This is a genomic window from Leucobacter sp. PH1c (genome assembly GCF_000633415.1).
Taxonomy (GTDB): Bacteria; Actinomycetota; Actinomycetes; order Actinomycetales; family Microbacteriaceae; genus Leucobacter.
This window is the reverse complement of record NZ_AYMV01000023.1, coordinates 22,774-47,699: the sequence shown is the minus strand read 5'-3', so window position 1 is coordinate 47,699 and position 24,926 is coordinate 22,774. Positions and strand designations below refer to the sequence as shown.

General features: G+C 71.7%; 22 protein-coding genes. 7 read left to right on the top strand and 15 right to left on the bottom strand.

Going from position 1 to position 24,926, the window contains the following annotated elements:
- Positions 1-201 precede the first annotated feature (201 nt).
- Positions 202-2,049 (bottom strand): phosphoenolpyruvate carboxykinase (GTP), encoded by a 1,848-nt coding sequence (locus U874_RS0108735; RefSeq protein ID WP_025134161.1) that lies wholly within the window; start codon positions 2,047-2,049, stop codon positions 202-204.
- A 128-nt stretch (positions 2,050-2,177) separates the two neighbouring features.
- On the opposite strand from U874_RS0108735, the gene U874_RS0108730 reads away from it, so the two are divergent.
- On the top strand, positions 2,178-3,665 hold the full coding sequence (locus tag U874_RS0108730) for a helix-turn-helix domain-containing protein (protein WP_025134160.1): 1,488 nt from the start codon (positions 2,178-2,180) through the stop codon (positions 3,663-3,665).
- Between the two features lie 182 nt (positions 3,666-3,847).
- On the opposite strand, the gene U874_RS0108725 is transcribed toward U874_RS0108730, so the two are convergent.
- The 6 genes from U874_RS0108725 to hisS form a co-directional block, all read right to left on the bottom strand.
- The gene (locus tag U874_RS0108725) at positions 3,848-5,188 is read right to left on the bottom strand and encodes an NAD(P)/FAD-dependent oxidoreductase (protein WP_025134159.1); all 1,341 of its coding nucleotides are present in this window, start codon (positions 5,186-5,188) and stop codon (positions 3,848-3,850) included.
- A 198-nt stretch (positions 5,189-5,386) separates the two neighbouring features.
- On the bottom strand, positions 5,387-5,869 hold the full coding sequence (locus tag U874_RS0108720; RefSeq protein WP_025134158.1) for a DUF501 domain-containing protein: 483 nt from the start codon (positions 5,867-5,869) through the stop codon (positions 5,387-5,389).
- Positions 5,870-5,946: 77 nt separating this feature from the next.
- Positions 5,947-6,471 (bottom strand): septum formation initiator family protein, encoded by a 525-nt coding sequence (locus tag U874_RS0108715; RefSeq protein WP_025134157.1) that lies wholly within the window; start codon positions 6,469-6,471, stop codon positions 5,947-5,949.
- Between the two features lie 25 nt (positions 6,472-6,496).
- Positions 6,497-7,777 carry a phosphopyruvate hydratase gene (eno, locus tag U874_RS0108710; protein ID WP_025134156.1) on the bottom strand — a complete coding sequence of 427 codons (1,281 nt, stop codon included), beginning with the start codon at positions 7,775-7,777 and terminating at the stop codon, positions 6,497-6,499.
- Positions 7,778-7,914: 137 nt separating this feature from the next.
- On the bottom strand, positions 7,915-8,349 hold the full coding sequence (locus U874_RS0108705; RefSeq protein ID WP_025134155.1) for a VOC family protein: 435 nt from the start codon (positions 8,347-8,349) through the stop codon (positions 7,915-7,917).
- 112 nt (positions 8,350-8,461) lie between these two features.
- Positions 8,462-9,760, bottom strand: a complete 1,299-nt coding sequence (hisS, locus tag U874_RS0108700) for a histidine--tRNA ligase (protein WP_025134154.1) — start codon at positions 9,758-9,760, stop codon at positions 8,462-8,464.
- A gap of 124 nt (positions 9,761-9,884) precedes the next feature.
- On the opposite strand from hisS, the gene U874_RS14295 reads away from it, so the two are divergent.
- Genes U874_RS14295 through U874_RS0108685 form a run of 3 tightly spaced genes read left to right on the top strand, consistent with a single transcriptional unit; the run spans position 9,885 to position 12,334 of the window.
- Positions 9,885-11,075, top strand: coding sequence for a hypothetical protein (locus U874_RS14295; protein ID WP_025134153.1), 1,191 nt, complete (start codon positions 9,885-9,887; stop codon positions 11,073-11,075).
- Positions 11,072-11,443, top strand: coding sequence for a GntR family transcriptional regulator (locus tag U874_RS0108690; protein ID WP_025134152.1), 372 nt, complete (start codon positions 11,072-11,074; stop codon positions 11,441-11,443). Before U874_RS14295 ends, U874_RS0108690 begins: the two co-directional genes overlap by 4 nt.
- A 36-nt stretch (positions 11,444-11,479) precedes the next feature.
- Positions 11,480-12,334: a LuxR C-terminal-related transcriptional regulator gene (locus tag U874_RS0108685; RefSeq protein WP_025134151.1), complete on the top strand. Its 855-nt coding sequence runs from the start codon at positions 11,480-11,482 to the stop codon at positions 12,332-12,334.
- Here U874_RS0108685 and U874_RS0108680 read toward each other — a convergent pair.
- The gene (locus U874_RS0108680) at positions 12,331-13,119 is read right to left on the bottom strand and encodes a MazG nucleotide pyrophosphohydrolase domain-containing protein (protein ID WP_025134150.1); all 789 of its coding nucleotides are present in this window, start codon (positions 13,117-13,119) and stop codon (positions 12,331-12,333) included. The two genes, U874_RS0108685 and U874_RS0108680, sit on opposite strands and share 4 nt — an antisense overlap.
- A 127-nt stretch (positions 13,120-13,246) precedes the next feature.
- Here U874_RS0108680 and U874_RS0108675 point away from each other — a divergent pair, with 127 nt between their 5' ends.
- Positions 13,247-13,819, top strand: coding sequence for a hypothetical protein (locus tag U874_RS0108675; RefSeq protein ID WP_025134149.1), 573 nt, complete (start codon positions 13,247-13,249; stop codon positions 13,817-13,819).
- A 75-nt stretch (positions 13,820-13,894) separates the two neighbouring features.
- On the opposite strand, the gene mfd is transcribed toward U874_RS0108675, so the two are convergent.
- From mfd to U874_RS0108650, 5 genes are all read right to left on the bottom strand, one after another.
- On the bottom strand, positions 13,895-17,713 hold the full coding sequence (gene mfd / locus U874_RS15545) for a transcription-repair coupling factor (protein WP_025134148.1): 3,819 nt from the start codon (positions 17,711-17,713) through the stop codon (positions 13,895-13,897).
- Positions 17,710-18,336 (bottom strand): aminoacyl-tRNA hydrolase, encoded by a 627-nt coding sequence (pth, locus tag U874_RS0108665; RefSeq protein ID WP_051582856.1) that lies wholly within the window; start codon positions 18,334-18,336, stop codon positions 17,710-17,712. The genes mfd and pth overlap by 4 nt, the downstream gene beginning before the upstream one ends.
- 127 nt (positions 18,337-18,463) lie before the next feature.
- Positions 18,464-19,045 (bottom strand): 50S ribosomal protein L25/general stress protein Ctc, encoded by a 582-nt coding sequence (locus U874_RS0108660; protein WP_029988055.1) that lies wholly within the window; start codon positions 19,043-19,045, stop codon positions 18,464-18,466.
- A 488-nt stretch (positions 19,046-19,533) separates the two neighbouring features.
- Positions 19,534-20,283, bottom strand: coding sequence for a uracil-DNA glycosylase (locus U874_RS0108655; protein ID WP_025134145.1), 750 nt, complete (start codon positions 20,281-20,283; stop codon positions 19,534-19,536).
- Positions 20,276-21,100 (bottom strand): SDR family NAD(P)-dependent oxidoreductase, encoded by an 825-nt coding sequence (locus U874_RS0108650; RefSeq protein ID WP_025134144.1) that lies wholly within the window; start codon positions 21,098-21,100, stop codon positions 20,276-20,278. The genes U874_RS0108655 and U874_RS0108650 overlap by 8 nt, the downstream gene beginning before the upstream one ends.
- Before the next feature lie 209 nt (positions 21,101-21,309).
- On the opposite strand from U874_RS0108650, the gene U874_RS0108645 reads away from it, so the two are divergent.
- Positions 21,310-22,632 carry a bifunctional o-acetylhomoserine/o-acetylserine sulfhydrylase gene (locus tag U874_RS0108645; RefSeq protein WP_025134143.1) on the top strand — a complete coding sequence of 441 codons (1,323 nt, stop codon included), beginning with the start codon at positions 21,310-21,312 and terminating at the stop codon, positions 22,630-22,632.
- Between the two features lie 125 nt (positions 22,633-22,757).
- Complete coding sequence (locus U874_RS0108640) at positions 22,758-23,975, top strand: homoserine O-acetyltransferase (protein ID WP_025134142.1); 1,218 nt, start codon at positions 22,758-22,760, stop codon at positions 23,973-23,975.
- On the opposite strand, the gene U874_RS0108635 is transcribed toward U874_RS0108640, so the two are convergent.
- Entirely contained in the window at positions 23,972-24,649 is a 678-nt protein-coding gene (locus U874_RS0108635) for a response regulator transcription factor (RefSeq protein ID WP_025134141.1), read from the bottom strand. The two genes, U874_RS0108640 and U874_RS0108635, sit on opposite strands and share 4 nt — an antisense overlap.
- A complete protein-coding gene (locus U874_RS0108630; RefSeq protein WP_025134140.1) occupies positions 24,646-24,918 on the bottom strand; it encodes a hypothetical protein in 273 nt (90 codons plus the stop codon). Before U874_RS0108630 ends, U874_RS0108635 begins: the two co-directional genes overlap by 4 nt.
- Positions 24,919-24,926 lie beyond the last annotated feature (8 nt).

Below are 24,926 nucleotides of genomic sequence, written 5' to 3'. Positions count from 1 at the left end.
TGCGGTGCGGGCTCCCGCGGCGCCTTCGCACGGGTGCGCGACTGGCGGAGCGGCGCGAAGCTTCACGCGCCGAAGAAACCCACAGGAACAAGCTATCGGGAGCACAGAAAAACGCAACTCCACGGGCCGGAGACAGAGTAAGCCCCGCCGTTGGGCAGAACGGCGGGGCTTACGGATCAGGGGGCGCCGAAGCGCCGCGCGCTACGCGCTGAGGCGGGCGCGCAGGCTCTCGAGCTGCTCGCGCAGCGCGGCGGGCACGCGATCACCGAACTGCGCGAAGAACTCCTCGGTGAGGTCGGACTCGGCGAGCCAGGAGGCGGGATCGATCGCGAAGAGCTCGGCGAGATCGGCCTCCGGCACCTCGATGCCGTCGAGGTTCAGCTCGCCCGCGGCGGGCACGGTGCCGATCGCGGTCTCGCGGCCGGAGACATCGCCCTCGACCCGGCGGATCACCCAGTCGATGACACGCGAGTTGTCGCCGAAGCCGGGCCACAGGAAGCGGCCGTCGGCGCCCTTGCGGAACCAGTTCACCTGGAAGATCTTGGGCGCCTGCTCGCCGAGCTGCTCGCCCATCTCGAGCCAGTGGCCCCAGTAGTCGGCCATGTTGTAGCCGCAGAACGGGAGCATCGCGAAGGGGTCGCGGCGCAGCTCGCCGACGGTGCCCTCCTGTGCGGCCGTCTTCTCGGAGGAGATGGTCGCGCCAACGAAGACGCCGTGATCCCACGAGAGCGACTGCGCGACGAGCGGCACGTTGGTCGCGCGGCGGCCTCCGAAGAGAATCGCGTCGAGCGGCACGCCGTTCTGCTCGTACCAGTCCTGCGCGAGCGTGGGCGTCTGCTGGATCGGCACGGTGAAGCGCGAGTTGGGGTGCGCGGCGACGCGGCCGGACTCGGGGGTCCAGTCGTTGCCCTGCCAGTCGATGAGGTGCGCGGGGACCTCATCGGTCTTGCCCTCCCACCAGACGTCGCCGTCGTCGGTCAGTGCGACGTTCGTGTAGATGGTGTTGCCCCAGAGGGTCTCCATCGCGACGGGGTTCGTGGACTCGCCCGTGCCGGGCGCGACGCCGAAGAACCCGGCCTCGGGGTTGATCGCGTACAGGCGCCCGTCGGTGCCGGGGCGCAGCCAGGCGATGTCGTCGCCGATCGTCTCGACCTTCCAGCCGGGGATCGTGGGCTGCAGCATCGCGAGGTTCGTCTTGCCGCACGCCGAGGGGAACGCGGCCGAGAGGTGGTACGCCTTGCCCGTGTCGGTGTTCGTCAGCTTGAGGAGGAGCATGTGCTCGGCGAGCCAGCCCTCATTCTTGCCCATGACACTCGCGATGCGGAGCGCGAAGCACTTCTTCGAGAGCAGCGCGTTCCCGCCGTAGCCCGAGCCGTACGACCAGACCTCGAGGGTCTCCGGGAAGTGCGTGATGTACTTCGTGTCGTTGCAGGGCCACGCGACATCGTCCTCGCCCGCCGTGAGCGGAGCGCCCACCGAGTGCACGGTGCGCACCCACTCGCCGCCGGGGAGGATCCCGTCGAGCGCGGTCTGCCCCATGCGCGTCATGATGCGCATGTTGAGCACGGCGTAGGGCGAGTCGGTGATCTCGATCCCGAGCTGCGTGATGGCGCCGCCGACGGGGCCCATCGAGAAGGGCACGACGTACATCGTGCGGCCACGCATGGAGCCCTCGAAGAGCGGCATGAGCTCGGCCTTCATCGCCTCGGGGGCGACCCAGTTGTTCGTGGGGCCGGCGTCGGCCTCGTTCTCCGAGCAGATGAAGGTGCGATCCTCGACGCGCGCGACGTCGGCGGGGTGCGAGCGCGCGAGGAAGCTGCCGGGGCGGAGATCCTTGTTGAGCGGGATCAGGGTGCCCGCCTCGACCATCTCCGAGGTGATGCGGTTCCACTCATCCTGCGAGCCGGTGCACCACACGACCGCGTCGGGCTTGGTGAGCTCGGCGACCTCGGTCACCCACTGCAGCACCTCCGAGTTGTTCGTGGTCGCCTCCGCGGCGACGAGCTCGGCGAACGAAACCTCGTTCTCGACGATCTGGCTGGTACCCATGTCTGTGTCGCACTCCTCAAGATCACACCGGCAAAGAATCGGTGACATCTCCATTCTCGTAACCCCATTCACGCGATGTTTACCAATTCGTGCGTAAACTTTTCAGCTTTTTGCCGTATGGTCAAGTTATGGCACCCAACAGTGTTTCCCCAGCGACGGAGGCGGAGCTCGACCGTCTCGTCCTCGGCAAGCGTCTCCGCTTCTTCCGCAGCCAGGCCGGGCTCACGCTCGAGCAGCTCGGCGAGCGCGTCGGCGTGGTCGCGAGCCAGCTCTCGCTCATCGAGAACGGGCGGCGCGAGCCGAAACTCAGCCTCCTGCAGGCACTCGGCCGCGAGCTCTCGGTCGATCCGGCCGCGTTCCTCACGGGCGAGGCACCGGATCACCGCAGCGCGCTCGAGGTCGAGCTGGAGCGCGCGCAGTCCACGCGCAGCTACCAGCGACTCGGTCTCCCCCACGTGCGCGCCCCGCGCACACTCGGCGACGAGACGCTCGAGGCGCTCGTCGGCCTGCACCGCGAGCTCGCCCAGCGCTCCCGCGCGGCCGCGACCACGTCCGAGGAGGCCCGGCGCGCGAACACCGAGATCCGGCTGAAGATGCGCGCCCAGGACAACTACATCCAGGACATCGAGCTCGTGGCCTCCGACCTCATGCGGCGAATCGGGCACTCGACGGGAGCCGTGACCCACCGCCAGGTCGCCATGCTCGCGGAGATGCTCGGCTTCACGCTGATCTTCGTCGACGACCTCCCCTCGAACACCCGGAGCATCACGGATCTCGAGAACGGGCGCATCTACCTGCCGCCGGCCTCGATCCCCGGCGGGCACGGCCTGCGCTCCCTCGCACTCCAGGCGATGGCGCACCGGGTGCTCGGCCACCACGAGCCGAGAAGTTATGCAGAATTTCTCGAGCAGCGGCTCCAGATCAACTACTTCGCGGCCGCCTGCCTCATCCCCGAGGCGCGCGCGGTCGAGTTCCTGCAGCAGGCGAAGCGCAACCGCAACCTCGCGATCGAGGATTTCCGCGACGCGTTCGGCGTGACCCACGAGGCCGCCGCCCACCGGTTCACGAACATCGCCACTCAGCACCTCGGGCTCGCGGTGCACCACTACCGCGCCGACGGTGCGGGAGCGCTCGTGCGCGGCTACGAGAACGACGGGCTCCCCTTCCCGAGCGACAGCGAGGGCTCCATCGAGGGCGAGTCGCTCTGCCACAAGTGGGGCGGGCGCACGGCGTTCAACCGCACCAACCGCACGAGCGAGTTCTACCAGTACACCGACACCCCGAACGGCACCTTCTGGACGAGCGTGCAAACGGGCGACGCCGAGCTCGGCCCGTTCGCGATCGCGTGTGGCGTCGCATTCGACGACGCGAAGTGGTTCCGGGGCCGCGACACCACCGTGCGCCGCAGCTCCACCTGCCCAGACGAGGCGTGCTGCCGCACGCCGGAGCCCGGGCTGCTCTCGCGCTGGGAGGGGAAAGCTTGGCCGAGCGCGCGCATGCACGCGCACGTGCTCTCGCCGCTCCCCTCGGGCACCTTCCCCGGGGTCGACGACACGGCGATGTACGAATTCCTAAGCAAGCACGCCCCCGAGGAGCCCGCGGCCGAGGAGCGCTAGCCGCCCGTCACAGGGCGGCGGCAGCCGACTCGGACGTCACAGGGCGGCGGCAGCCGGCTCGGACGGCACCGCGCAGCGGCCTCGGATACAGCGGGGCCCCGGGAACGCAGCGGAGCCCCCTGGATACAGCGGCGCCCCGCCGAGCACATGGCTCGGCGGGGCGCTGCTCGGGAAGCGGAGACCTACTCGGCTGCCGGCTTCGGACGCGAAGCGAACTCCTCGAAGATCGCGCGCGGCTCCTGCGTCGCCTCGATGTTGACGATGTCGCGGCCCAGGAAGAAGTGGCTCACCCAGCCGCCGAACACGCGCCACTTGCGCTCCCACGTCGGGATCGCGAGGCCGTGGTAGAAGCGGTGCGCGAGCCAGGCGACGTAGCCCTTGAGCGTGAAGTTGCCCGAGCGGAACACGCCGGTGTTCATGCCGAGGCCGGCAACCGCACCAGCGTTCTTGTGGTTGTACTCGGCGACGCCCTCGCCGCGCAGCGTCGCGACGATGTTCTTCGCGAGCAGACGGCCCTGGCGCACCGCGTGCTGTGCGTTCGGAACGCAGAAGCCGCCGGGGCCGGGGGTCGAGGAGATGTCGGGGACCTGCGAGGTGTCGCCGGCGGTCCATGCGCCCTCGACGATCTCGCCCTCCTCGGTCGCCACGCGCAGCGACGGGGTGCCGACGACGTGGCCGCGGGGGCCGATCGGCAGGTCGGTGCCGCGGAGGAACGGACGGGGCATCACGCCGGCGGTCCAGACGATGAGGTCGGACTCGTACTTCTCGCCCGTGGAGAGCTCGATGTTGCCGTCGACCGCGGAGGAGAGCTGCGTGTCGAGGTGGATGTTCACGCCGCGACGGGTCTGGTCCTTGACCACCCAGTCGGCGAGCCCCTCGGTGACCTCGGGCATGATGCGGCCCATGGCCTCGACCAGGTGGAACTGGGTCTCGTCGAAGGTGATCTCCGGGTAGCGGCGCAGCAGGCTCGTCGCGAAGGAGCGGAGCTCCGACACCGACTCGATGCCCGCGAAGCCGCCGCCGACGACCGTGACGGTCAGCAGGCGGGCACGCTCGGCCGAGCCCTTCGGGAGCGACGCGGCGCGCTCGAAGTTACCCACCAGGCGGTCGCGGATCGCAACGGCCTCTTCGATCGTCTTCATGCCGATCGCGTTGTCGGCGATGCCCGCGATGGGGAAGGTGCGCGACACGGAGCCCGTGGTGATGACGATCTGATCGTAGGAGAAGTCGTACGCCTCGCCGACGTTCGGCGTGATCGTTGCCGTCTTCGTGGCGTGCGAGATGCCGGTGACCTTGCCCGCGATGTTCGCCGTGCGCTTCAGGTGGCGACGGCGCGCGACGACGGCGTGGCGCGGCTCGATCGAGCCGGCAGCGACCTCGGGGAGGAACGGCAGGTACGCCATGTAGGGCAGCGGGTCGACGATCGTGACCTCGGCCTCACCGGCGCGGAGGAGCTTCTCCAGCTTCCATGCGGTGTAGAAGCCGGCGTAGCCACCGCCAACGATCAGAATCTTCTTCGCCACGGGGCGGTCTCCTTGATGCTCTGTGCGGGAACTGTCCAGGGTATGGACACAGCGGAACGGGCAGACTGCTGCCCTACGGCTCAGTCTACTGCCTATTTCCTGTCATCCCGGACGCTTCCGCGGAAAACCGGGCGAATGCGGTGGATTCTTCGGCGCGAGCGCGATTCGGGCGAAAATTCGATGTTTCGCCCCGGGCGCTCAGGGGCGCCAGCCGCAGCGCTCGAGCGCGAGGTCGCCGATCGGGTTCACGCCGGGGCCCGCGGCGAGGGCATGGCCGATGAGCGCGTGCAGGCACTTGACGCGCGTCGGCATGCCGCCTGCCGAAACGCCCGCGAGCTCCGGCACCTCGCCGACCTGCTCGCGGTCCGCGATGTACTGCTCGTGCGCCGCAGCGTACTGCGCGCGCAGCTCCTCGTCCTCGGCGAGCATCTCGTTGAACTCGACCATCATGCCGCCGGCCTCGAGGCGCGAGGCCGCCGCGACCGCCTCCGGGTGCGAGAGGTAGTAGAAGGTGGGGAACGGCGAGCCGTCCGGGAGCCGCGGAGCGGTCGCCACGACCGTGGGCGTGCCGTCGGAGGTGCGCGCCGCGATGCCGACGACGCCGCGTGCCTCGCGCTCGAGCTGCTCGCTCACCGCGGCGATGTCGGCCTCGGTGGGGGCGGGGAAGGGCGGTCGGCTCATGGGGTTCTCCTCGGGCGAGTGGCTGGTGCGGGCGACGCTGCGCCCGGGGCGCCCGCGGCGGGCGGGCTCCGGTGGTCTTATTCGGCTGGGGTCTCGGCCGTCGAGGCGGGATCGGACGTCGCTGCCGGATCGGCGGGCTGCGCGGGATCCGTCGTCCCGCCCGCCTGCGCGTCGTCCGCGGCCGGAGCCTGCGTCCCCGCGCTCAGGAAGGAGCCGACGAGGCCCTCCGCCCAGTTCGACTCGATGCGTGAGAGCTCGGCGCTCGTCTCTTCGTCCGACTCGACGGGCATCACGACATCGTCGATCACGTTGAGCTGGGTCTCCCCCGGCAGGACGTAGAACAGCCGGTCGCGCGCCTGGGCCCGGACGTAGACGGGGTCCTTCCACTTGGCGCGCTCGGCGTCGATCTCCGTGACCGCCTCCTGGTGGACGCGCACGCTCTCGCGCAGCTCGGCGATCTCGCGCCGCTGCTGCACGAAGGTCGACAGGCTCGGGCTGATGATAATGGCGCCAGCCAGCACCAGCCCGACGATGAGCACGGTGAAGACGCTGAAGCGGAGGCTCGAGGCCCAGGCCCCGAGCTCCCCCGCTCCGCGCTTCACCGTGCCGTCGCTCTCGGTGCCGCGGCTACGCCGTGAAGCGCGGGAACGCGCTGCGGCCGGCGTACTTCGCGGCGAGGCCGAGCTCCTCCTCGATGCGGAGCAGCTGGTTGTACTTCGCGACGCGATCCGAGCGCGCGGGCGCGCCCGTCTTGATCTGACCGCAGTCGGTGGCGACCGCGAGATCCGCGATCGTCACGTCCTCGGTCTCGCCCGAGCGGTGCGACATCACGGCGGTGTAGCCCGCGCGCTGCGCGAGCTGCACGGCGTCGAACGTCTCCGTGAGGGTGCCGATCTGGTTCACCTTGACGAGGATCGAGTTGGCCGTGCCGCGGGCGATGCCGTCGGCGAGGCGCTCGGGGTTCGTGACGAACAGGTCGTCGCCGACGAGCTGCACGCGATCGCCGATCTCGTCGGTGAGGATCTTCCAGCCCTCCCAGTCGTCCTCGGCGAGGGGATCCTCGATCGAGACGAGCGGGTACTTCTCCATGAGGTCGGCGTAGTAGGCGCTCATCTCGGCGGCCGTGCGCTGCTTGCCCTCGAAGGTGTAGACGCCGTCGGCGAAGAACTCGGTCGATGCGACGTCGAGCGCGAGCGCGACGTCGGTGCCCGGCTCGAGGCCCGCGCGCTTGATGGCCTCGACGATCAGGTCGAGCGCGGCCGCGTTGGTGGGCAGGTCGGGGGCGAAGCCGCCCTCGTCGCCGAGCGCGGTGGTGAGGCCCTGCTCCTTGAGGAGCGCCTTCAGCGCGTGGTAGACCTCGACGCCCCAGCGGAGGCCCTCGGAGAACGACTCGGCGCCGAGCGGCACCGCCATGAACTCCTGGATGTCGACGCCGGTGTCGGCGTGCGCGCCGCCGTTGATGATGTTCATGAGCGGCACGGGGAGCGTGCTCGCGTTGGGGCCGCCCAGGTAGCGGTAGAGGGGCAGCTCGGCCGAGGCGGCGGCCGCGTGCGCGACAGCGAGGCTCACGCCGAGGATCGAGTTGGCGCCGACGCGCGACTTGTTGTCGGTGCCGTCGACCTCGCGGAGGACGGTGTCGATGATGCGCTGATCGTCGGCCGCGAAGCCCTCGATCGCGGGCGCGAGCTCGTCGAACACCGCGTCGACGGCCTTCGTGACGCCCTTGCCGAGGTAGCGGTCGGCATCGCCGTCGCGCAGCTCGTAGGCCTCGAAGGCGCCGGTGGAGGCGCCGGACGGCACCGCAGCGCGCCCCACGGAATCATCGGTCAAGCCGACCTCGACCTCGACGGTCGGGTTTCCGCGCGAATCAAGAATCTCGCGGGCGATCACTGCGTCGATAAATGCCACCATGCGCTCCTCAGGTGTGTGCCAGTGCTGGGTAGTTTGGGCAAACGTGCTCGGCGTGGTCCGCCGACGCCCCCCAGTCTAGCGGCCGTCTCCCCCGGCTCGGCCTGAGCGCACGAGCGGGGGATCCGGCCGGCGCGTCACCCGTTCTCGGCGAGGAACGCCTCCGGCCCCTGCTCGGCCGCGGCGGGGTCCATGTACAGGAACTCGAGGATCGTGCCATCCGGATCCTCCAGGTCGCGGGAGTACATGAAGCCGTAGTCCTGCGGTTCGCGCGGCTCGCTCCCGCCCGCGGCGAGTCCCGCTGCGAGGATCTCGTCGACCGCCTCGCGCGAGTCCCGGGAGAGCGCGATCAGCACCTGGGCGCTGTCGCTCGCGTCGACCACCGTCTTATCGGTGAACGTCGCGAAGTACTCGCGCGTGAGGATCATGAAGAACACCTGCTCGTCCCAGACGACGCACGCGGCGTTCTCGTCGGTGAAGAGCGGGTTGATCTCGCAGCCGAGCGCCGTGTAGAAGGCCTTGGCCCGCTCGAGATCGGCGGTCGCGATGTTGACGAAGATCTGCGTGGTCATGGTGGGCGTCCCATCCGGCCGCGCGGCGCGGCCCTCGCGGAGAGGTTCGCACCGCGAGGGCCGTCACGTCAAGGGCTTGTGCCGCGCAGGCGGCGGGCCACCCCGCGCCCCGCTAGCCCGCGAGGGGGCGCAGCTCGAGCTCGTCGGCGGAGGAGACCCCGGCGCGCACGTTCGCAATGCTCGTGAAGCCCGCCTCGGCCACCCGGGCGAGCAGCGTCTTCATGTTCTTCTGCCGCTTCTCGAGCCGCACACGGTGGCCGCGCGCCACGAGCTCGCGCTTGAGCGCCACGAGCTGGGCGAGGTCCACATCGGCGTCGGCGACGAGCGCGACCGCGTCGGGCCCCGTGGACTCGGGCAGCGTGAGGAGATCCACCACGCGCTCGAAGCCGATCGAGAAGCCGACCGCGGGAACGTCCTGCCCGAGGAAGCGGCCCACCATGCCGTCGTAGCGGCCGCCGCCGCCGACCGAGCTGCCGGATCCCGGGTGCGCCACCTCGAAGATCGTGCCGGTGTAGTAGCCCATGCCGCGCACGAGCGTGGGGTCGAAGCGCAGCTCGACGCCCGCGGGGAGACCGCCGGCGAGCGCCGCCCCGAGCTCCGAGAGGTTCGCGATCCCGTCGGCTGCGGCCCCCTCGGGCAGCACTGCGGCGATGCGCTCCCCAATGAGCGGGATCCCGTCGCCCGCGATCGCAGGCTCGACCTCGGCGAGCACCGCGCCGATCCGCTCCGCCGCGTCGGCATCGATCTCGCGGAGCTCCTCGACGACGCCGGACGCGCCGATCTTGTCGAGCTTGTCGATCGTGATGAGCGCGCGGTCGTGCGTCTCGGGCGCGAAGCCGCAGTGCTCGAGCAGCCCGAACAGGATGCGGCGATCGTTCACGCGGATCACGCAGCCGGCGAGGCCGAGCTCCGCGAGCGCCTGCGAGGTCGCCGTGATCAGCTCGATCTCCGCGAGGATCCCGGGCTCGCCGATGATGTCGATGTCGGCCTGCACGAACTGGCGGTAGCGCCCCTTCTGCGGGCGCTCGGCGCGCCAGACCGGCGCGATCTGGATCGAACGGAACACGGGCGGCAGCTCCGCGCGGTGCGAGGCGTAGAAGCGCGTGAGCGGCACCGTGAGGTCGAAGCGGAGCCCGAGGTCGGCGAGCTGCTCGACGTCGCCCGCCTCGGCCGCGGCGGCGAGCGCCTCGGCCGTGATCCCGCGCTTCAGGATCGAGAAGGAGAGCTTCTCGTTGTCGCCGCCGAGCCCCGCGTGGAGCCGGCCCCAGTCCTCGACGACGGGCGTCTCGATCTCATCGAAGCCGTGGGCGCGGTAGACGCCCTTGATGATGCCGAGCGCGTGCTCGCGGCGAGCCTTGTCGGCGGGCAGGAAGTCGCGCATCCCGCGCGGCGGGTTCACAGGGGTGGCCATGGTCCCCCATTCTTCCACCTTCGCGGGGCGGCCGCGCGCATCGCGGGGCGAGCTGGCCCTTGTGCTAGGCACGCAATACAAGTTGTGCTATCTTTGCAGCACAAGAACTCGACGGAGGGCACGCATGGACCCGATTTCACTCATCTGGCGCATCAAAGAGCTGTTCCCGCTCGAGGTGGCGCTCACGCTCGGCATCGTCTTCTGGGCCGTGTCCTGGTGCTGGCCGCGCCGAATCATCACGCTCCCCGCGGCGGGATCGCGCGTCCGCTTCCTCACGAAGCTCGGCATCTGGGGCGGGATCACGGTCCTCGCTGTGGGCACACTGAGCAGCTTCTTCGTGATGCGCCGCTACTTCCCCGAGATCACCGGCTTCGACGGCTGGTGGCAGCGCGCCGCGCCGCTCCTCGCGGCCGCCGCGGTGGTCGCGGTGAGCGCAGCCGTGCTCGCCCGGACGCCCCGTCCGCTCCCCGGCGAGCGGGCGATCGCGCCGCACCGCCGCTGGTGGGCGTTCGCCCCGCTCCCCGCGCTCTGGATCGCGGCCGGCGCCGGGGCGCTCACGCTGCTCACCGCCCTCTGGCACACGCTCATCGGCGTCTCGGCCCCCGCGGACGGGCTGCTCTTCGGCAACGTCCCGGCCACGGAGACCGACCTCCCCGTGTTCTTCCGCGCGTTCGGCGGCGTCGCGTACATCGCCGGCGCGGGCTGGCCGAACCATCTCTGCACGATCCTCGCGGTCGGCGTCGCCGCCGTCGCGCTGATCCTCGCGCTGCGCGCGGACTCGAACCGCCCGTCCCCCGTGTCCGTCTCGCCGGGAGATGTGCGCGCGGAGCGGAGCGCCACGGCCCGCCTCCTCACGCTGATCGTGCTGGGCGGGGTGCTTCTCACGCTGGGCGCGCTGTGGGCACACGTCGGATTCGCGGGCACGGTCATCGCGGGAAGCGACTTCGTGAGCGGTGACCGGGACGCGCCCGTGCGTCCCGCGGACCTCGTGTTCCTCGGGACGGATTACCAGGCGATCGCCGGGCCCATGGCCCGCGCGGGATACCTCGTGCAGGGGCTCGGGGCGGCGCTCCTCCTCCGGCTCGTCTCCGACACGATCCGCGCGGCCCGCGCTCGACGCCGAACGACTCCCCCCGCGGGGCCGACCGCGTCCGCGGCGGCTTCGGCTCTCTACGTTTCGCTCGCCCGGCCCGTCCCGGCGCGCAGCGCGGTCTCCGCGGCCCGCCCCGCTGGCGGAACCGGCGCCGGCACGGGCAGAACTGGCACGGGCACCGGCAACGGCACCGACGCAGCGGACGCGGAGGAGCGGCGATGACCCCCGCGGTTCCCGGCACCGCCGAGGAGCTCGCGGAGCGCTTCCGCGGCGCGATTCAGGCGGGTCAGCTCGGCGATGGCGAGCGGCTCCCGACAATCAGGCAGACCGCCCGCGATTTCGGGATCGCCCAGGCCACGGCTGCGAAGGCCTACCGGATGCTCGAGGCGGACGGGCTCGTGGTCACGCGCACCGCGGCGGGCACCCGGGTCGCGCCCGGCGCCTCACGCGCGCCGGGCCCGGTCACGGAGCGCGCCCGCGAGCTCGCGGAGGCAGCGCAGGCGGCCGGAGTCTCGCTCGACGACACCGTGGCGATCCTCCGAGCGATGTGGCAGCCGAGCGGCGGAGCCCCGAACCCGCCTGCCGGGTGAGCCCCGCCCCGGGCGGGCATCGAGTACCCTCGAAAGATGGGAGCACCGACGACCCACCCCGAGGCACCTCTCCTCCTCGAGACGCTGAGCGCTGCCGTGCAGGAGTTCGCACGGGAGACGCGGTTCCCCGTGGCCTTCGGCGGATTCAACACCGACGACATCACGCGCGTCACCGCGTTCGCCGGTGTGCGCACCGGGAGCCTCACCGGCCTCACCGTGCGCGCGGATCGCGGACTCGGCGGGAAGGCGATGACCGAGCACCGGGCTCGGCTCGCCCCCGACTACGCGCGCTCCAGCCTCATCACCCACGACTACGACGAGCAGATCGGCGGCGAGGGCATCGTGACGCTCCTCGCCATGCCGGTGATCGTGGGCGGCGAGGTTCGGGCCGTGCTCTACGGCGGCAGCCGCGAGCGGAACTGCTCCGCGCCGATCCGGCTCGAGGCCGGCGCCGCTGTCGCGCGAGCGCTGGCCCGTGAGATCCGCGTACAGCAGAGCGTCTCGGCGCCGCGCGGCCGCACGCCCGTCGGCCCGCCCGTTCCGCTCGGCGGCGACGCGCTCGAACTCGTGCGGGGCGAGCACGCGGAGCTGCGCAGCATCGCCGCGGGCGTCGATGACGCGGACGTGCGGGATCGCCTCACCGCGCTCGCGGATCGGCTCGCGCGGCTCGGAGAGTCGGATCCCACCGCTGACGCCGTGCAGCTCTCGCCGCGCGAGGTCGACGTGCTCGCGCACACCGCGCTTGGAGCTACGAACGCCGAGATCGGCCGCTCGCTGCAGCTCGCCGAGAACACGGTGAAGAGCTACCTCCGCACCGCGATGGCGAAGCTCGAGACGAACACACGGCACGCCGCCGTCGCCGCCGCGCGGCGGCAGGGGCTGCTCCCCTAGTCGTCCTCGCCGTGCATCACGCGCGCGGCAAGCCGATCGATTGCCAGGCGGAGGGCGCGATCCGGATCGACCCCCGCGGCGTTCGCCCGCATGACGAGCGCGAGCATCCCGTCGCCGATCCCGAGCTCGGCGAGGCGCTGCTCGTCGGGCCCGATCGCGGCCGCGAGCGGGTCCTCGGGGCTGCCCTCCCCCGCGCTCGGTTCGACGAGCCCGGCCCGCTTCAACCGCTCGACGACCTTCGCGGCGCGCGCGAGCGTGGGCATGCCCGCGGGGATCCCGTCGAGGGCGCCGCGCGAGCCGCGCGCCTCACCCGCGGCGTCCTCCTTGAGCCGCTCCCACTCGGCGTGCAGCTCCTCGACGGTCATGTAGCCGCGGTCGCCGAAGACGTGCGGGTGTCGGGCGATGAGCTTGTCGGCGAGGCCGTCGGCCACGCTCGCGAGGGTGTAGCCCTCGCCGTCGCGCTCGGCGAGGGCCGCGTGGAAGAGCACCTGGTAGAGCACATCGCCGAGCTCCGAGCTCGTCTCGGCGGCCGGGAGCTCGCGCTCGACCGCGTCGACGAATTCGGCGGCCTCCTCGATGAGGAACGGGGTGAGCGAGGCGTGGGTCTGCACCCCGTGCCAGGCGCAACCGCCGTCGTCCACCATGCGGCGCACGGTCTCCGCGGCCCGAACGACCGCGGCTGCCGCGGAGGCCGCGGTGCCCGTGCCGGGCTCCGTCGCGGGATCGGGGGCGGGGGCGGCTCCGTCTCCGGGGCCGTCGGTGGCTCGTGCGCGCGCGCTGTCCATGGGCCCACCCTACTCGGCCCCGCCGGACGCACGCCGGGAGGGGCCGGCCTGTCCAGGGCTTCCCCGGGCGACGCCGGTAGCGTGGGCGCAGGATCCGATCCGGGATCTGCCTGCCGAAGGGACCCCGATGCCACGCCTCACCTCGACCTCGCGCCCCCGCACGCTCGCGCTCGCCGCGCTCGCCCTCCTCGCGCTCCCGCTGAGCGGCTGCAGCCTGCTCGGGCTCCCGACGGGTGGGAACGTCGAGTCCGGGGCGAGCGGAAGCGGCACGGAGGGCGCTGCGGGGTCCGCCGGCGGAGCGGCGTCGAAGTGCCAGGTCGCGAGCGCCGCGATCGATCGCGTCACGGCGGAGGCCGCGCAGTCGGTTCCGCAGCTCATCGCCGATGGGATCGCGGGGAACCCGGTCGACGCGGGCTCGCTCGTCGACCCCGTGATCGAGGCGCTCGACGCCGCGTCGGCCTCGATCACCGATCCCGCGGTGCTCACCGCACTCGGCGAGGCGCAGAGCGAGTGGACGGGTCTCGCGAGCGACATCGGCGCGCTCGGCGCCCCGGATCTCACGGGCCTCGCGGACGGGAACCTTGCCGCGATCGGGGACCTTCAGGCCTACGGCGCGGAACTGAGCGGCCTGTTCTCGGAGCGCCTGCCCGCGCTCCAGGAGACCGGCGCCCGCCTGCAGCAGGCCTGCGAAGCCCAGTAGCGGGCGGGCGGCGCTCTCCCTGCCGTCCGCGCTGCGGCGGGCGGAGCGTTCCCGGCCGCCCGTCCCGGGTACCCGCTACGCGACGGGCGGATCCTCCTCGAGCAGCGTGGCGAGCACGCGCCCAGTCCATGCGACGATGTCGCCCTCGTCGCCCGTGTGCCGCTGCCCCACGCCCGCGAGCGGGCTGCGCGATGACGCAGTGCCCCCGGGCAGCGGGATCTGCAGGGAGTTCGTCGCCTCGGTGTAGCGGGAGCCCGGGTACATGCGGTTCATGCGCATGCGGCGCGAGTCGAGGAGCTTGACCGGTTCGAGGCGCAGCGCGGGGCCCGCGGCGACGACCTTCGTGAGGCCGAGCCGCGAAGCCCGGCGGCGCAGCGCGGACACCGCCGCGAGCCGCTGCACCTCCTCCGGGGGCGCGCCGTAGCGGTCGGTGAGCTCTTCGAGCACGAGCGCAACGTGATCCTCGGGGGCCTGCGGGTGCGAGGCGGCGGAGAACTTCTGGTACGCCTCGAGGCGCAGCCGCTCGCTCTCCACGTAGTCCTCGGGAATGTGGGCGTCGACGGGCAGTTCGAGTACGAGCTCGACGGTGCCCGCCACTTCCTCGCCCTTGAACGTGTTGACGGCCTCGCCGATCATGCGCAGGTACAGGTCGAAGCCCACGCCCGCGATGTGACCGGACTGCTCCCCGCCGAGCAGGTTGCCCGCGCCGCGGAGTTCGAGGTCCTTCAGCGCGACCTGCATGCCCGAACCGAGCTCGTTGTTCGCCGCGAGGGTCTCGAGCCGCTCGTTCGCGTGCTCTGTGAGGGGCTTGTCCGGGTCGTAGAGGAAGTACGCGTACGCGCGCTCCCGGCTCCGGCCCACCCGGCCGCGCAGCTGGTGCAGCTGGCTGAGACCGTACTTGTCGGCCTGGTCGATGATGATCGTGTTCGCGTTCGCGATATCGAGCCCGGTCTCGACGATCGTGGTCGAGACGAGGACGTCGAACTTCCGCTCCCAGAAGTCCTGGACGACCTGCTCGAGCTGGTGCTCGCTGAGTTTGCCGTGCGCGACGGCGACGCGAGCCTCGGGCACGAGCTCGGCGATCCGCGCGGCGACGCGACCGATCGAGCTCACCCGGTTGTGCACGAAGAACACCTGACCCTCGCGCAGCAGCTCGCGGCGGATCGCCGCGGTGATCTGCTTGTCGCTGCGCGGGCCCACGAAGGTGAGGATCGGGTGGCGGTCCTCGGGCGGCGTCGCGAGCGTGGACATCTCGCGGATCCCCGTCACGGCCATCTCGAGCGTGCGCGGGATCGGGGTGGCGCTCATCGCGAGGATGTCGACCCCGGTCTTCAGCTTCTTCAGCGCGTCCTTGTGCTCGACGCCGAAGCGCTGCTCCTCGTCGATGATGAGGAGGCCGAGATCCTTGTAGATGATGTTGTTCGACAGCAGGCGGTGCGTGCCGATCACCACGTCGACCGTGCCTGCGGCGAGGCCGTCGAGGGTCTCCTGCGCCTCCTTGTCGCTCTGGAAGCGGCTGAGCGCCCGGAGCTGCACCGGGAAGCCGGCGAAGCGGTTCTGGAAGGTCTCGAAGTGCTGGTTCGCGAGCAGGGTGGTGGGCACGAGCATCGCCACCTGCTTGCCGTCCTGCACGGCCTTGAACGCGGCGCGGATCGCCACCTCCGTCTTGCCGAAGCCGACGTCGCCCGCGAGCAGGCGGTCCATCGGCACGGGGCGCTCCATATCGCGCTTCACCTCGTCGATGGTGGTGAGCTGGTCGATCGTCTCCGCGTAGGGGAACGCCTCCTCCAGCTCGCGCTGCCAGGGCGTGTCGATCGAGAAGGCGTGGCCGGGCGACGCCATGCGCGCGGAATAGAGCTTCACGAGCTCCACCGCGATGTCGCGCACCGCCTTGCGCGCCTTCTTCTTCGCGTTCGACCAGTCACTGCCGCCCATCTTCGACAGCGCGGGCGCCTCGCCGCCGACGTAGCGCGAGAGCTGGTCCAGCTGGTCGGTGGGGACGTAGAGCTTGTCCTTCGGCATGCCGCGCTTCGTCGAGGCGTACTCGATCACGAGGTACTCGCGCAGCGCCTTCGTCGCGTCGCGTCCAATGCCCGTCGGCACCATGCGCTGCGTGAGCTCGACGAACTGCCCGATCCCGTGGGTCTCGTGCACCACGAAGTCGCCCGCGACGAGCTTGAGCGGGTCGACGACGTTCTTGCCCCGGCGGCGGGCGAGCTTCTGCCCGGTCGCCGCCTGCGCCGACACCGTGCGACCGAAGAACTCGGCCTCGGTCTCGAGCAGCAGCTCGGCCTCATCGCTCTCGAAACCCTGCCAGGCCGTGCCCGTGACGAGGTACACCACGCCGGGCTCGAGCTCGGCGGGGAGCTCATCGACGAGCCGCGCCGCGGCGCCCGCCTCGGCGAGCAGGTCGCGGGCTCGTTCGACGAGCCCGACACCCTGCGCCGTGACGATCGCGCGCCACCCCTCGCCGACGCGGCGGCTCAGGTGCTGGATCGCGGCCGCCGTCGGCTCGACCCCGGTAGGCCGGCGCACCGCGCCGCCGTGCACGGTGTACACCGCGTCGTCAATGCCGTCGATCACGGTGAGCCCGCGCGGCTCCTCGGCGGGTGCCGCGGCAAGTCCCGATCCGCCGCCCGATCCCGAAGCGGCGCCATCGGAGCTCGCAGCTCCTCCGTCGTCGGTGCCGTCCGTCGCCGGACCGCCGGAGGCACCGGCCCCAGAGACGGGCTGGCCGCCGGCACCCGGCGCCCCGGTCTCGGCGTCGTCCGCGTCGCGTACGAAGCCCGTCGTGCTCCACCAGGGGCGGCCCTGCGAGGCCGCGCGCAGCTCAGTGACCGAGAGGAGGCCGCTGTGCTCCGTGGGGATCGGGCTGTCGGCCCCCGCCGTCGCGGCGTGCCACGCCGCCTCGAGGAACTCGCGGTTCGTCTCGGCGAGGCTCACCGCGCGGCCGGCGACCCGCTCCGGCGCGACGACGAGCACGGCGCCGCCCGCGGGGAGGAGCGCCGTGAGCGGGGCGAGACCCGGCACCAGTTGCGGGAGGAGGCTCTCCATGCCCTCGACGGCGATCCCGGCGCTCATCTTCTCGAGCATCGGGCTGAGCGCGGGGAATCGGGGCAGCAGCTCGGCCGCGCGCTCGCGCACCTCGTCGGTGAGGAGCAGCTCGCGTGCCGGCCAGAGTTCGAGCGCGGGAATCGGATCCCCCGCGGAGCGCTGATCCGAGACCGAGAAGCGGCGGATCTGATCCACCTCGTCGCCGAAGAAATCGACGCGCACGGCCTGCTCCGCCGTGGGCGGGAACACGTCGAGGATGCCGCCGCGCACCGCGAACTCGCCGCGCCGGGTGACCATGTCGACGCGGGTGTACGCGAAGTCGACGAGTTTGCGCGACAGCGCTTCGAGACCGCCGCCGTGCGGGAGCACGAGATCTGCGCCGGCGCGGAGCGCCACGGGCTCCGCCTGCGCGGCGTGCGGAGAGACCGGCTGCAGCGCGGCGCGCACCGACGCGACCACGATGAGCGGGGGCGCGGTCGGCGACGACGCGTCGTGCTCGCGGAGCAGGCGCAGGGCGTGCGCGCGACGGCCCACCGTCTCCGCGCTCGGACTCAGCCGCTCGTGCGGCAGCGTCTCCCACGCCGGGAATTCCGTCGTCACCGCGTCGGGGATCAGCGAGGCGACCGCCTGGCGGATCGCATCGGCCTCGCGGCTCGTGGCCGCGATGATGAGGAGCGCGCCGCGATCCCCCGCGGCCCGGCGACGGCCGAGCAGGCCCGCGATGAGCGGAGCCCGCAGCCCGTCGGCGACGGAGAACTCGGCGTCGCTGCTCGCTGCGTCGAGTGCGCGGGAGAAGGACGGCGACCGCTCGAGGAGGCGCTCGAGCCCGGCGAGACTCACTTGCCCGCTCCGTGGAAGCGCTGCTGGGCAGCGAGCAGGCCATCGTCGACGAGGGCCTCCGCCGCGTCCGCGGACTCTTCGAGCAGCACGGCAAGGTTGGCCCGTTCGGAGGAGGCGAACGGCTTCAGCACGAAGTCTGCGGGGTCCTGCTGGCCCGGCGGACGGCCGATCCCGATCCGCACCCGCAGGTACTCCGGGGTGCCGAGCGCCTTCGCGATGTCGCGGAGCCCGTTGTGCCCGCCGTGACCGCCGCCCTGCTTGAGCTTCAGCGTGTCGAACGGCAGGTCGAGCTCGTCGTGGAGCACGATGATGCGCTCGGGGGCAACGCCGAAGTACTTCGCGAGCGCCGACACCGGGCCGCCCGAGGTGTTCATGTACCCGTTCGACTTCGCAAGGATGAGCTTCGCACCGCCGGGGCGGATGCGCCCCTCGGCGATGCGCGCGCCGGTCTTGTGCGGGGAGAAGCGCCCGCCGATCCGATCCGCGAGCACATCGAGCGCCATCTGCCCGACATTGTGCCGGGTCGCCTCGTACTTCGCGCCGGGGTTGCCCAGCCCCACGATCAGCCAGCTGTCTTCAGCCACGCGATCCTCCACCTTTCCCTGCAGTTTTCGCCAGAACATCTGAACCGGTCACCTCCGCGCACCCATGATCGCAGACCCCTCCGACACTCGCGCTGAGCGCAGAGAGACAAACGGCCCGTCGGCCCGGCGCGTGCGCCGGACCGACGGGCCCGAGAGTCGAAGCTGCTTACTCGGCAGCGTCCTCGCCCTCAGCGTCATCCGACGCTGCGGCGCGGGGCGCGACGATGTTCACTGCGAGTGCGTCGGCGGCGTCGAGCAGGGCAGCGCCCGTGGGGAGCTCGATCGCACCGGCGAGGATCTGGGTGCCGTCCTCGAGGCCGTCGACCGTCACGGTCACGTTCTCGGGGATCGCGGTCGCGGGGACGCTCAGGCGGAGGGTGTTGAGCTCCTGCAGCGCGTTCGCGCCGTTGAAGGGCTCGCCGGCGACGTGCAGGGGCACCTCGACCTCGACGGTCTCGCCCTTCTTGACGATGACGAGGTCGACGTGCTCGATGATCTGGCGCACCGGATCCTTCTGGACGTCCTTGACGAGCACGAGCTGCTTCTTGCCCGCGATATCGAGCTCGATGAGCGCGTTCGCCTGGCGGATGATGAGGCTCAGCGGGTGCGTCTCGACCGAGATGTGCACGGGGTCGGTGCCGTGGCCGTAGATGACCGCGGGGGTCTGGCCGACGGCGCGAAGCTTGCGGGCGACGCCCTTGCCGAAGCTCTCGCGAGCGGTTGCGACGAGCTGGTTGGTCTCCGTCATGATGTTCTCCTTGCGGGCCGAAGCCCGGTCAGGGCGGCCGGGCCGCCAGATCTGGTGTCTCGCACTTGCGTAGCTACGCAGCAAGATGGCCCGCAGAGGCGTTCCGTCCCGCGTCGATAACGGGCGCTGAGCGCCCCTCGCCGAAGTACAGCTGCCAAGTCTACACGATGCCGCGGAGACGCGCGGGTGCGGTGCTCAAGGTGGTGGGTGCGCTGGCGCGCTCCAGGCTCTGCCCCCCCCTGCTTCCGTCGCTTCCTTGCTTCCCTTGCCTCCCCCTCTCCCCTCGCTTTTCTCGGAGAAATCCGAAATCTCGGACCGAAACACGCAATTCAGTCCGAGATCCGAGATTTCTCCTGCGGAATCGGAGGGCGATGCGCGGCACGCAGGCCGAGGGCGGGAGGGAAAGAACCACGAAGCAGCACGGGAGCCCGGCGCAGCCAGAGCACGGGAGCCCGGCGCAGCCGGAGCGCAACCGGAACGCAGCCCCGTCACTCCCAGAGGGTCGGCTGCGCGGGGGCCGGGCCCGCGATCTCCCAGTCGATGGGGTCGGCGCCCTGGGCGGCGAGCGCCGCGTTCGCCCGACTGAACGGGCGCGAGCCGAAGAATCCGCGCGAGGCCGACAGCGGCGAGGGGTGCGCGCTCTCGATCACGGGGATGTCGCCGAGTAGCGGGGCGAGCGAGCGCGCGTCGGCGCCCCAGAGGATGGCCACGAGCGGCCCGCCGCGCCCCGCGAGCGCCCGGATGGCGCGCTCGGTGATCGTCTCCCAGCCCTGCCGCCGGTGCGATCCCGCCTCGCCCGCACGAACCGTGAGCACCCGGTTCAGCAGCAGCACGCCCTGATCCGCCCAGGGACGCAGGTCCCCCGTCTGCAGCGGGGCGGCCCCGAGGTCGCTCACCAGCTCGCGTGAGATGTTCTGCAGGCTGCGCGGCAGCGGCCGCACCGCGGGATCCGTCGCGAACGACAGCCCGATCGGGTGCCCGGGGGTCGGATACGGATCCTGCCCAACGAGGAGCACCCGCACCCCGGCGAGCGGCCGCTCGAACGCGGCGAACACCCGTTCGGGATCCGGGAGCACGGTGTGCGCGGCGCGCTCGGCGTCGAGGAACGCGGCGAGCCGGTCGAAGGACTCCGACTCCGCGGAGAGTGCGTGCCCCCAGTCGGCGGCGATCCGGCCCGAATCAACGAGCCCGCGGAGCGCTCCGGCGCCCGACCGGGCGCCGTCCCCGCGCTCAGGCACGGGGCTCGAGCGGGCCGCGGTGCGTGTGGAACACGCTCGACTGGGCGACCGGGCGCAGCACGATCAGGTCCTGGTTGACGTGCGGGGGCTGCGAGAACGCGTCGACGAGCACCGCGGCGACGTCCTCTGCCCGCAGCGGGAGCACGTCCTCGTAGGGCTTCGCTGCGGCGGCCGCATCGCCGCGCAGGCGGTTGAGCGTGAACTCCTCGGTGTGCACGAGGCCGGGTGCGAGCTCCATCACGCGGATCGGCTCCCCCGCGAGCTCCAGCCGCAGCACCCCGGTGACGGCGTGCGCCGCGAACTTCGCCGCGTTGTACCCGCCCCCGCCGGCGTAGACCTGGTGCCCCGCGGTCGAGGTGACGTTGAGGATCGAGGCCCAGCCCGGCCAGCCGACCTCGGCACCCGAACCCGCCGCGGATCCGGCTCCCGCCGCGCGCCCCGCCCGGATCCCGTCGCGCAGCACGGGCAAGAGCGCCGCCGTGACCGCCCGGAGCCCGAGCACGTTCACCTCGAACATGCGCCGCCAGTCCTCGGCGGAGGAGGCCTCGACCGACTCGGTACCGAGCGCGCCGCCGGCGTTGTTCACGAGCCCGGTGGCGCCGCCCGTCGCGGCGACCTCTGCGGCGAGCGCGGCCACCTGGGCTTCGTCGGTCACGTCGCACACGACCGGGTGGGCACCGGTCTCTGCGGCGAGCGCGTGCAGCCGGTCCGCCCGGCGCGCGACCGCGACCGTCTCCCAGCCGCGCGCCGCGAAGCGCCGCACCGTCGCGGCCCCGATCCCGGAGCTCGCCCCCGTCACCACTACGCGCTGCGCCATGTGCCGCTCCGTTCCTCGTCGTCTCGTGCTGCCAGCGTAGCGGGGCGCTCGCGCGATTCATTACGCGGAGTGTCGCCCCGCGTTGCCCGGATCGGGCGAGACCTCGTACGCTCGTTCCCAGCACCACCTCCCTTTTCCTCAGCACTGAGTTTTCACGCCGCCAGGCGCACACCCTTCGCCGCCAGGCGCACACCCTTCAAGGAGCAGTCATGACTGATCAGAACGTTTGGGGCTTCGAGACCAAGCAGATCCACGCCGGCCAGGAGCCCGACCCGACGACGGGTTCGCGGGCCCTGCCCATCCACCAGACCACGGCCTTCGTGTTCGAGGATTCCGCGCAGGCGGCGAACCGCTTCGCGCTCGCCGAGCTCGGCCCCATCTACACCCGCATCACGAACCCCACCCAGGAGGTCGCCGAGCAGCGCATCGCCGCGCTCGAGGGCGGCACGGGCGCGCTCCTCCTCGCGAGCGGCCAGGCGGCGTCGACGTTCGCCGTGCTGAACATCGCGAACGCGGGCGACCACATCGTCTCGTCGAGCTCGATCTACGGTGGCACCTACAACCTGTTCAAGTACTCGCTCGCGAAGCTCGGCATCGAGGTCACGTTCGTGGAGGATCAGGATGATCCCGCCGCGTGGCAGCGTGCGGTGCGCCCGAACACGAAGCTGTTCTTCGCCGAGTCGATCGCGAACCCGCGCTCGAACGTCCTCGACATCCGCGCCGTCGCCGATGTCGCGCACGAGAACCACCTCCCTCTCATCGTCGACAACACGGTGGCGAGCCCCTACCTCGTGCGCCCCTTCGAGCACGGCGCGGACATCGTGCTGCACTCGGCGACAAAGTTCCTCGGCGGCCACGGGACGACCCTCGGCGGTGTGATCGTGGACGGCGGCACCTTCCCCTGGTCGCAGCATGCCGACAAGTTCCCCGGTCTCACCGAGCCGGACCCCTCCTACAACGGGGTGAGCTACACGGGCACCGTCGGCGATCCGATCGCGTACATCATCAAGGCGCGCGTCCAGCTGCTCCGCGACCTCGGCTCGGCGATCGCCCCGCTGAGCGCCTGGCTGCTGCTCCAGGGCATCGAGACGCTGTCGCTGCGGATCGAGCGCCACGTGCAGAACGCGCAGGCGATCGCCGAGTGGCTCGACTCGCACGACGACGTCGCCACGGTCTACTACTCGGGTCTCCCCACGAGCCCCTGGTACGCGGCGGCGAACCAGTACGCACCGAAGGGCGTGGGCGCGGTGCTCTCCTTCGAGCTCAAGGGCGGGGTCGATGCGGGCCGCGCGGTCGTCGAGAACGTCGACCTGTTCAGCCACGTCGCGAACATCGGTGATGTGCGCTCGCTCATCATCCATCCCGCGTCCACGACGCACTCGCAGCTCACCCCCGAGCAGCAGCTCACGGCCGGTGTGACGCCGGGCCTCGTGCGCCTCTCGGTGGGCCTCGAGCACATCGACGACATCAAGGCCGACCTGGAGAAGGGCTTCGCGGCGGCTCGCGCGGTCGTCGAGGCGGCCCGGGCGTAACACGGGACGCGCCGCGCGCTCGCGCGGCGCGGAAACCACGCGGGGGCGGGGTGCTCGAGGAGCATCCCGCCCCCGCGTCGTAACATTCGCCCGCGGTCTCCGACCGCCGGGCAGAATGGGGAACTATGGACTGGCAGACCCCCGAGGATTCGTTCCCGACCGACTTCATCACCGATGCGCAGCTGCGCGCGCTCATGGGTCGGCCCCCGATCTCCGGGGCGTGGCGGGACGGCGACCCGGTGGGCGATCGGCGCTTCGTGTCGATCGGCGCGCTGCGCACGGAGTCGGGCGCCGAGCTGCCGAGCGTGCGCATCGCGTACGAGAGCTTCGGCGAGCTGAACGCGGCCCGCGACAACGCGATCCTCGTGTTCCACGCGCTCACGGGCGACAGCCACCTGGTCGGCACGGCCGGCCCCGGCCACCCGACCGACGGCTGGTGGACCGAGATCGTCGGCCCCGGGCGCGCGCTCGACACGGATCGCTTCTGCATCATCGCCCCGAACGTGCTGGGCGGCTGCCAGGGCAGCACGGGGCCCGCGTCGCTCGCCCCCGGCGGGCAGGAGTGGGGCGGCCGCTTCCCCTATCTCACGATCCGCGATCAGGTGGCCGCGACCGCGCGCTTCGCCGACGCGCTCGGGATCGCCAAGTTCCACAGCGTGATCGGCGGATCGATGGGCGGCATGCACGCGCTCGAGTGGGGGATCGCGCACCGCGAGCGCGTCGACCGCCTCGCGGTGATCGCCGCTCCCCCGGTCACGACGGCCGACCAGATCGGCCTCAACCTCGTGCAGCTCGAGGCGATCCGCTCCGATCCGAGCTACCGGGACGGGAACTACTACGACGCACCGGACGGGATCGGCCCGCACCACGGCCTCGCGACGGCACGGCGACTGGCCCTGCTGAACTACCGCAGCAACACCGAGCTCGACGAGCGCTTCGGTCGCTCGTGGCAGTCGGCGGTGAGCCCGCTCGGCGGCGGCGGGCGCTTCGCCGTCGAGTCGTACCTCGACTTCCACGGGAACAAGTTCACCCGGCGCTTCGACGCGGGCAGCTACGTCGCGCTCGTGCAGGCGATGAACTCGCACGACGTGGGCCGCGGCCGTGGCGGGGTGGCCACCGCGCTCGCGACCCTCGATTTGCCGACGCTCGTGATCGGGATCCCGAGCGATCGCCTGTTCACGATCGACGGGCAGGACGAGATCGCGCGGCACGCCCCGGGCAGCCTCGACGGGGATCGGGCGACCCGCATCGACTCCCCCTTCGGGCACGATGCGTTCCTCATCGAGTTCGAGCGGGTGGGCGCCCAGCTGGTCCGTCTCCTGGAGACGGCGCCCGCGGCCTAGCCGCCGATGTAGCGGAACTGCAGCGCGCGCACGACGAGCTGGGCCAGATTCTCCGCCGCGAGCTTCTCGCGGAGGCGCTTCACGTGCGACTTCGCGGTCCACACGGTGATCCCCTGGGTCTCCGCGATCTCCTCGTAGCTGCGCCCCTCGCAGACGAGCAGCAGGATCGCGTACTCGGCGGGCGTGAGCGCCGGGGCGACGATCGGTGCGTCCGGGAGCGTGTCCCCCGCGATCGCGATATCGCTCGCGAGGCGCTTGAGGAGCGTCGGGTTGCCGCCCTCGGCGGCGAGCCGCACGGCCTCGCGCAGCGTCTCGGGCGGCGCTGTCTTCTGGAGGACGCAGAGCGCACCGGCTTCGAGGGCACGGGCGACTCCCGGCCCCGGAGACACGGTGGTGAGGACGACCACGCAGGCCTCGGGATCCTCCCGGAGGATCTGCGCCGTCGCCTCCACCCCGCTCATGCCGGGCGGCATACTCAGGTCCATCAGCACGACGTCGGGGCGCAACTCGCGGTAGGCGGCGACGGCGGCCTCGCCGCTGTGCGCCGGCTCGAGCGGCCGCATGCCGGGATCCCCCGCCAGAGCGTGCGCGACGGCCCGCGTGGTCCAGGGGTCGTCATCGACGACGAGCACGCGGAGCGGCCGCAGCGCGGTCTCGGGCGGGGAAGCGATCACAGGCAGTACTTTCGGTACAGGGGCTTGTTGTGGATGAACCAGAACTTGCACTCGGCGAGCGTGGCGCGCGCGGTGGCGTCATCCGCGTAAGGATCTCCGGGGATCACCTCGTCGGCTGCGGGGGTGGTGGGCACCGTGTCCGCGACGAGGACCGTCGCGGCGGTTTCCGAGGCGGGGGCGCTCGCATCGGCGGTGGCCGAGGCGGGTTGCGCGACCCCTCCGAGGACGAGGAGGACAGCGGCGGCGAGGGCGGCGAGGAGTGGTTTCACACCCTCAT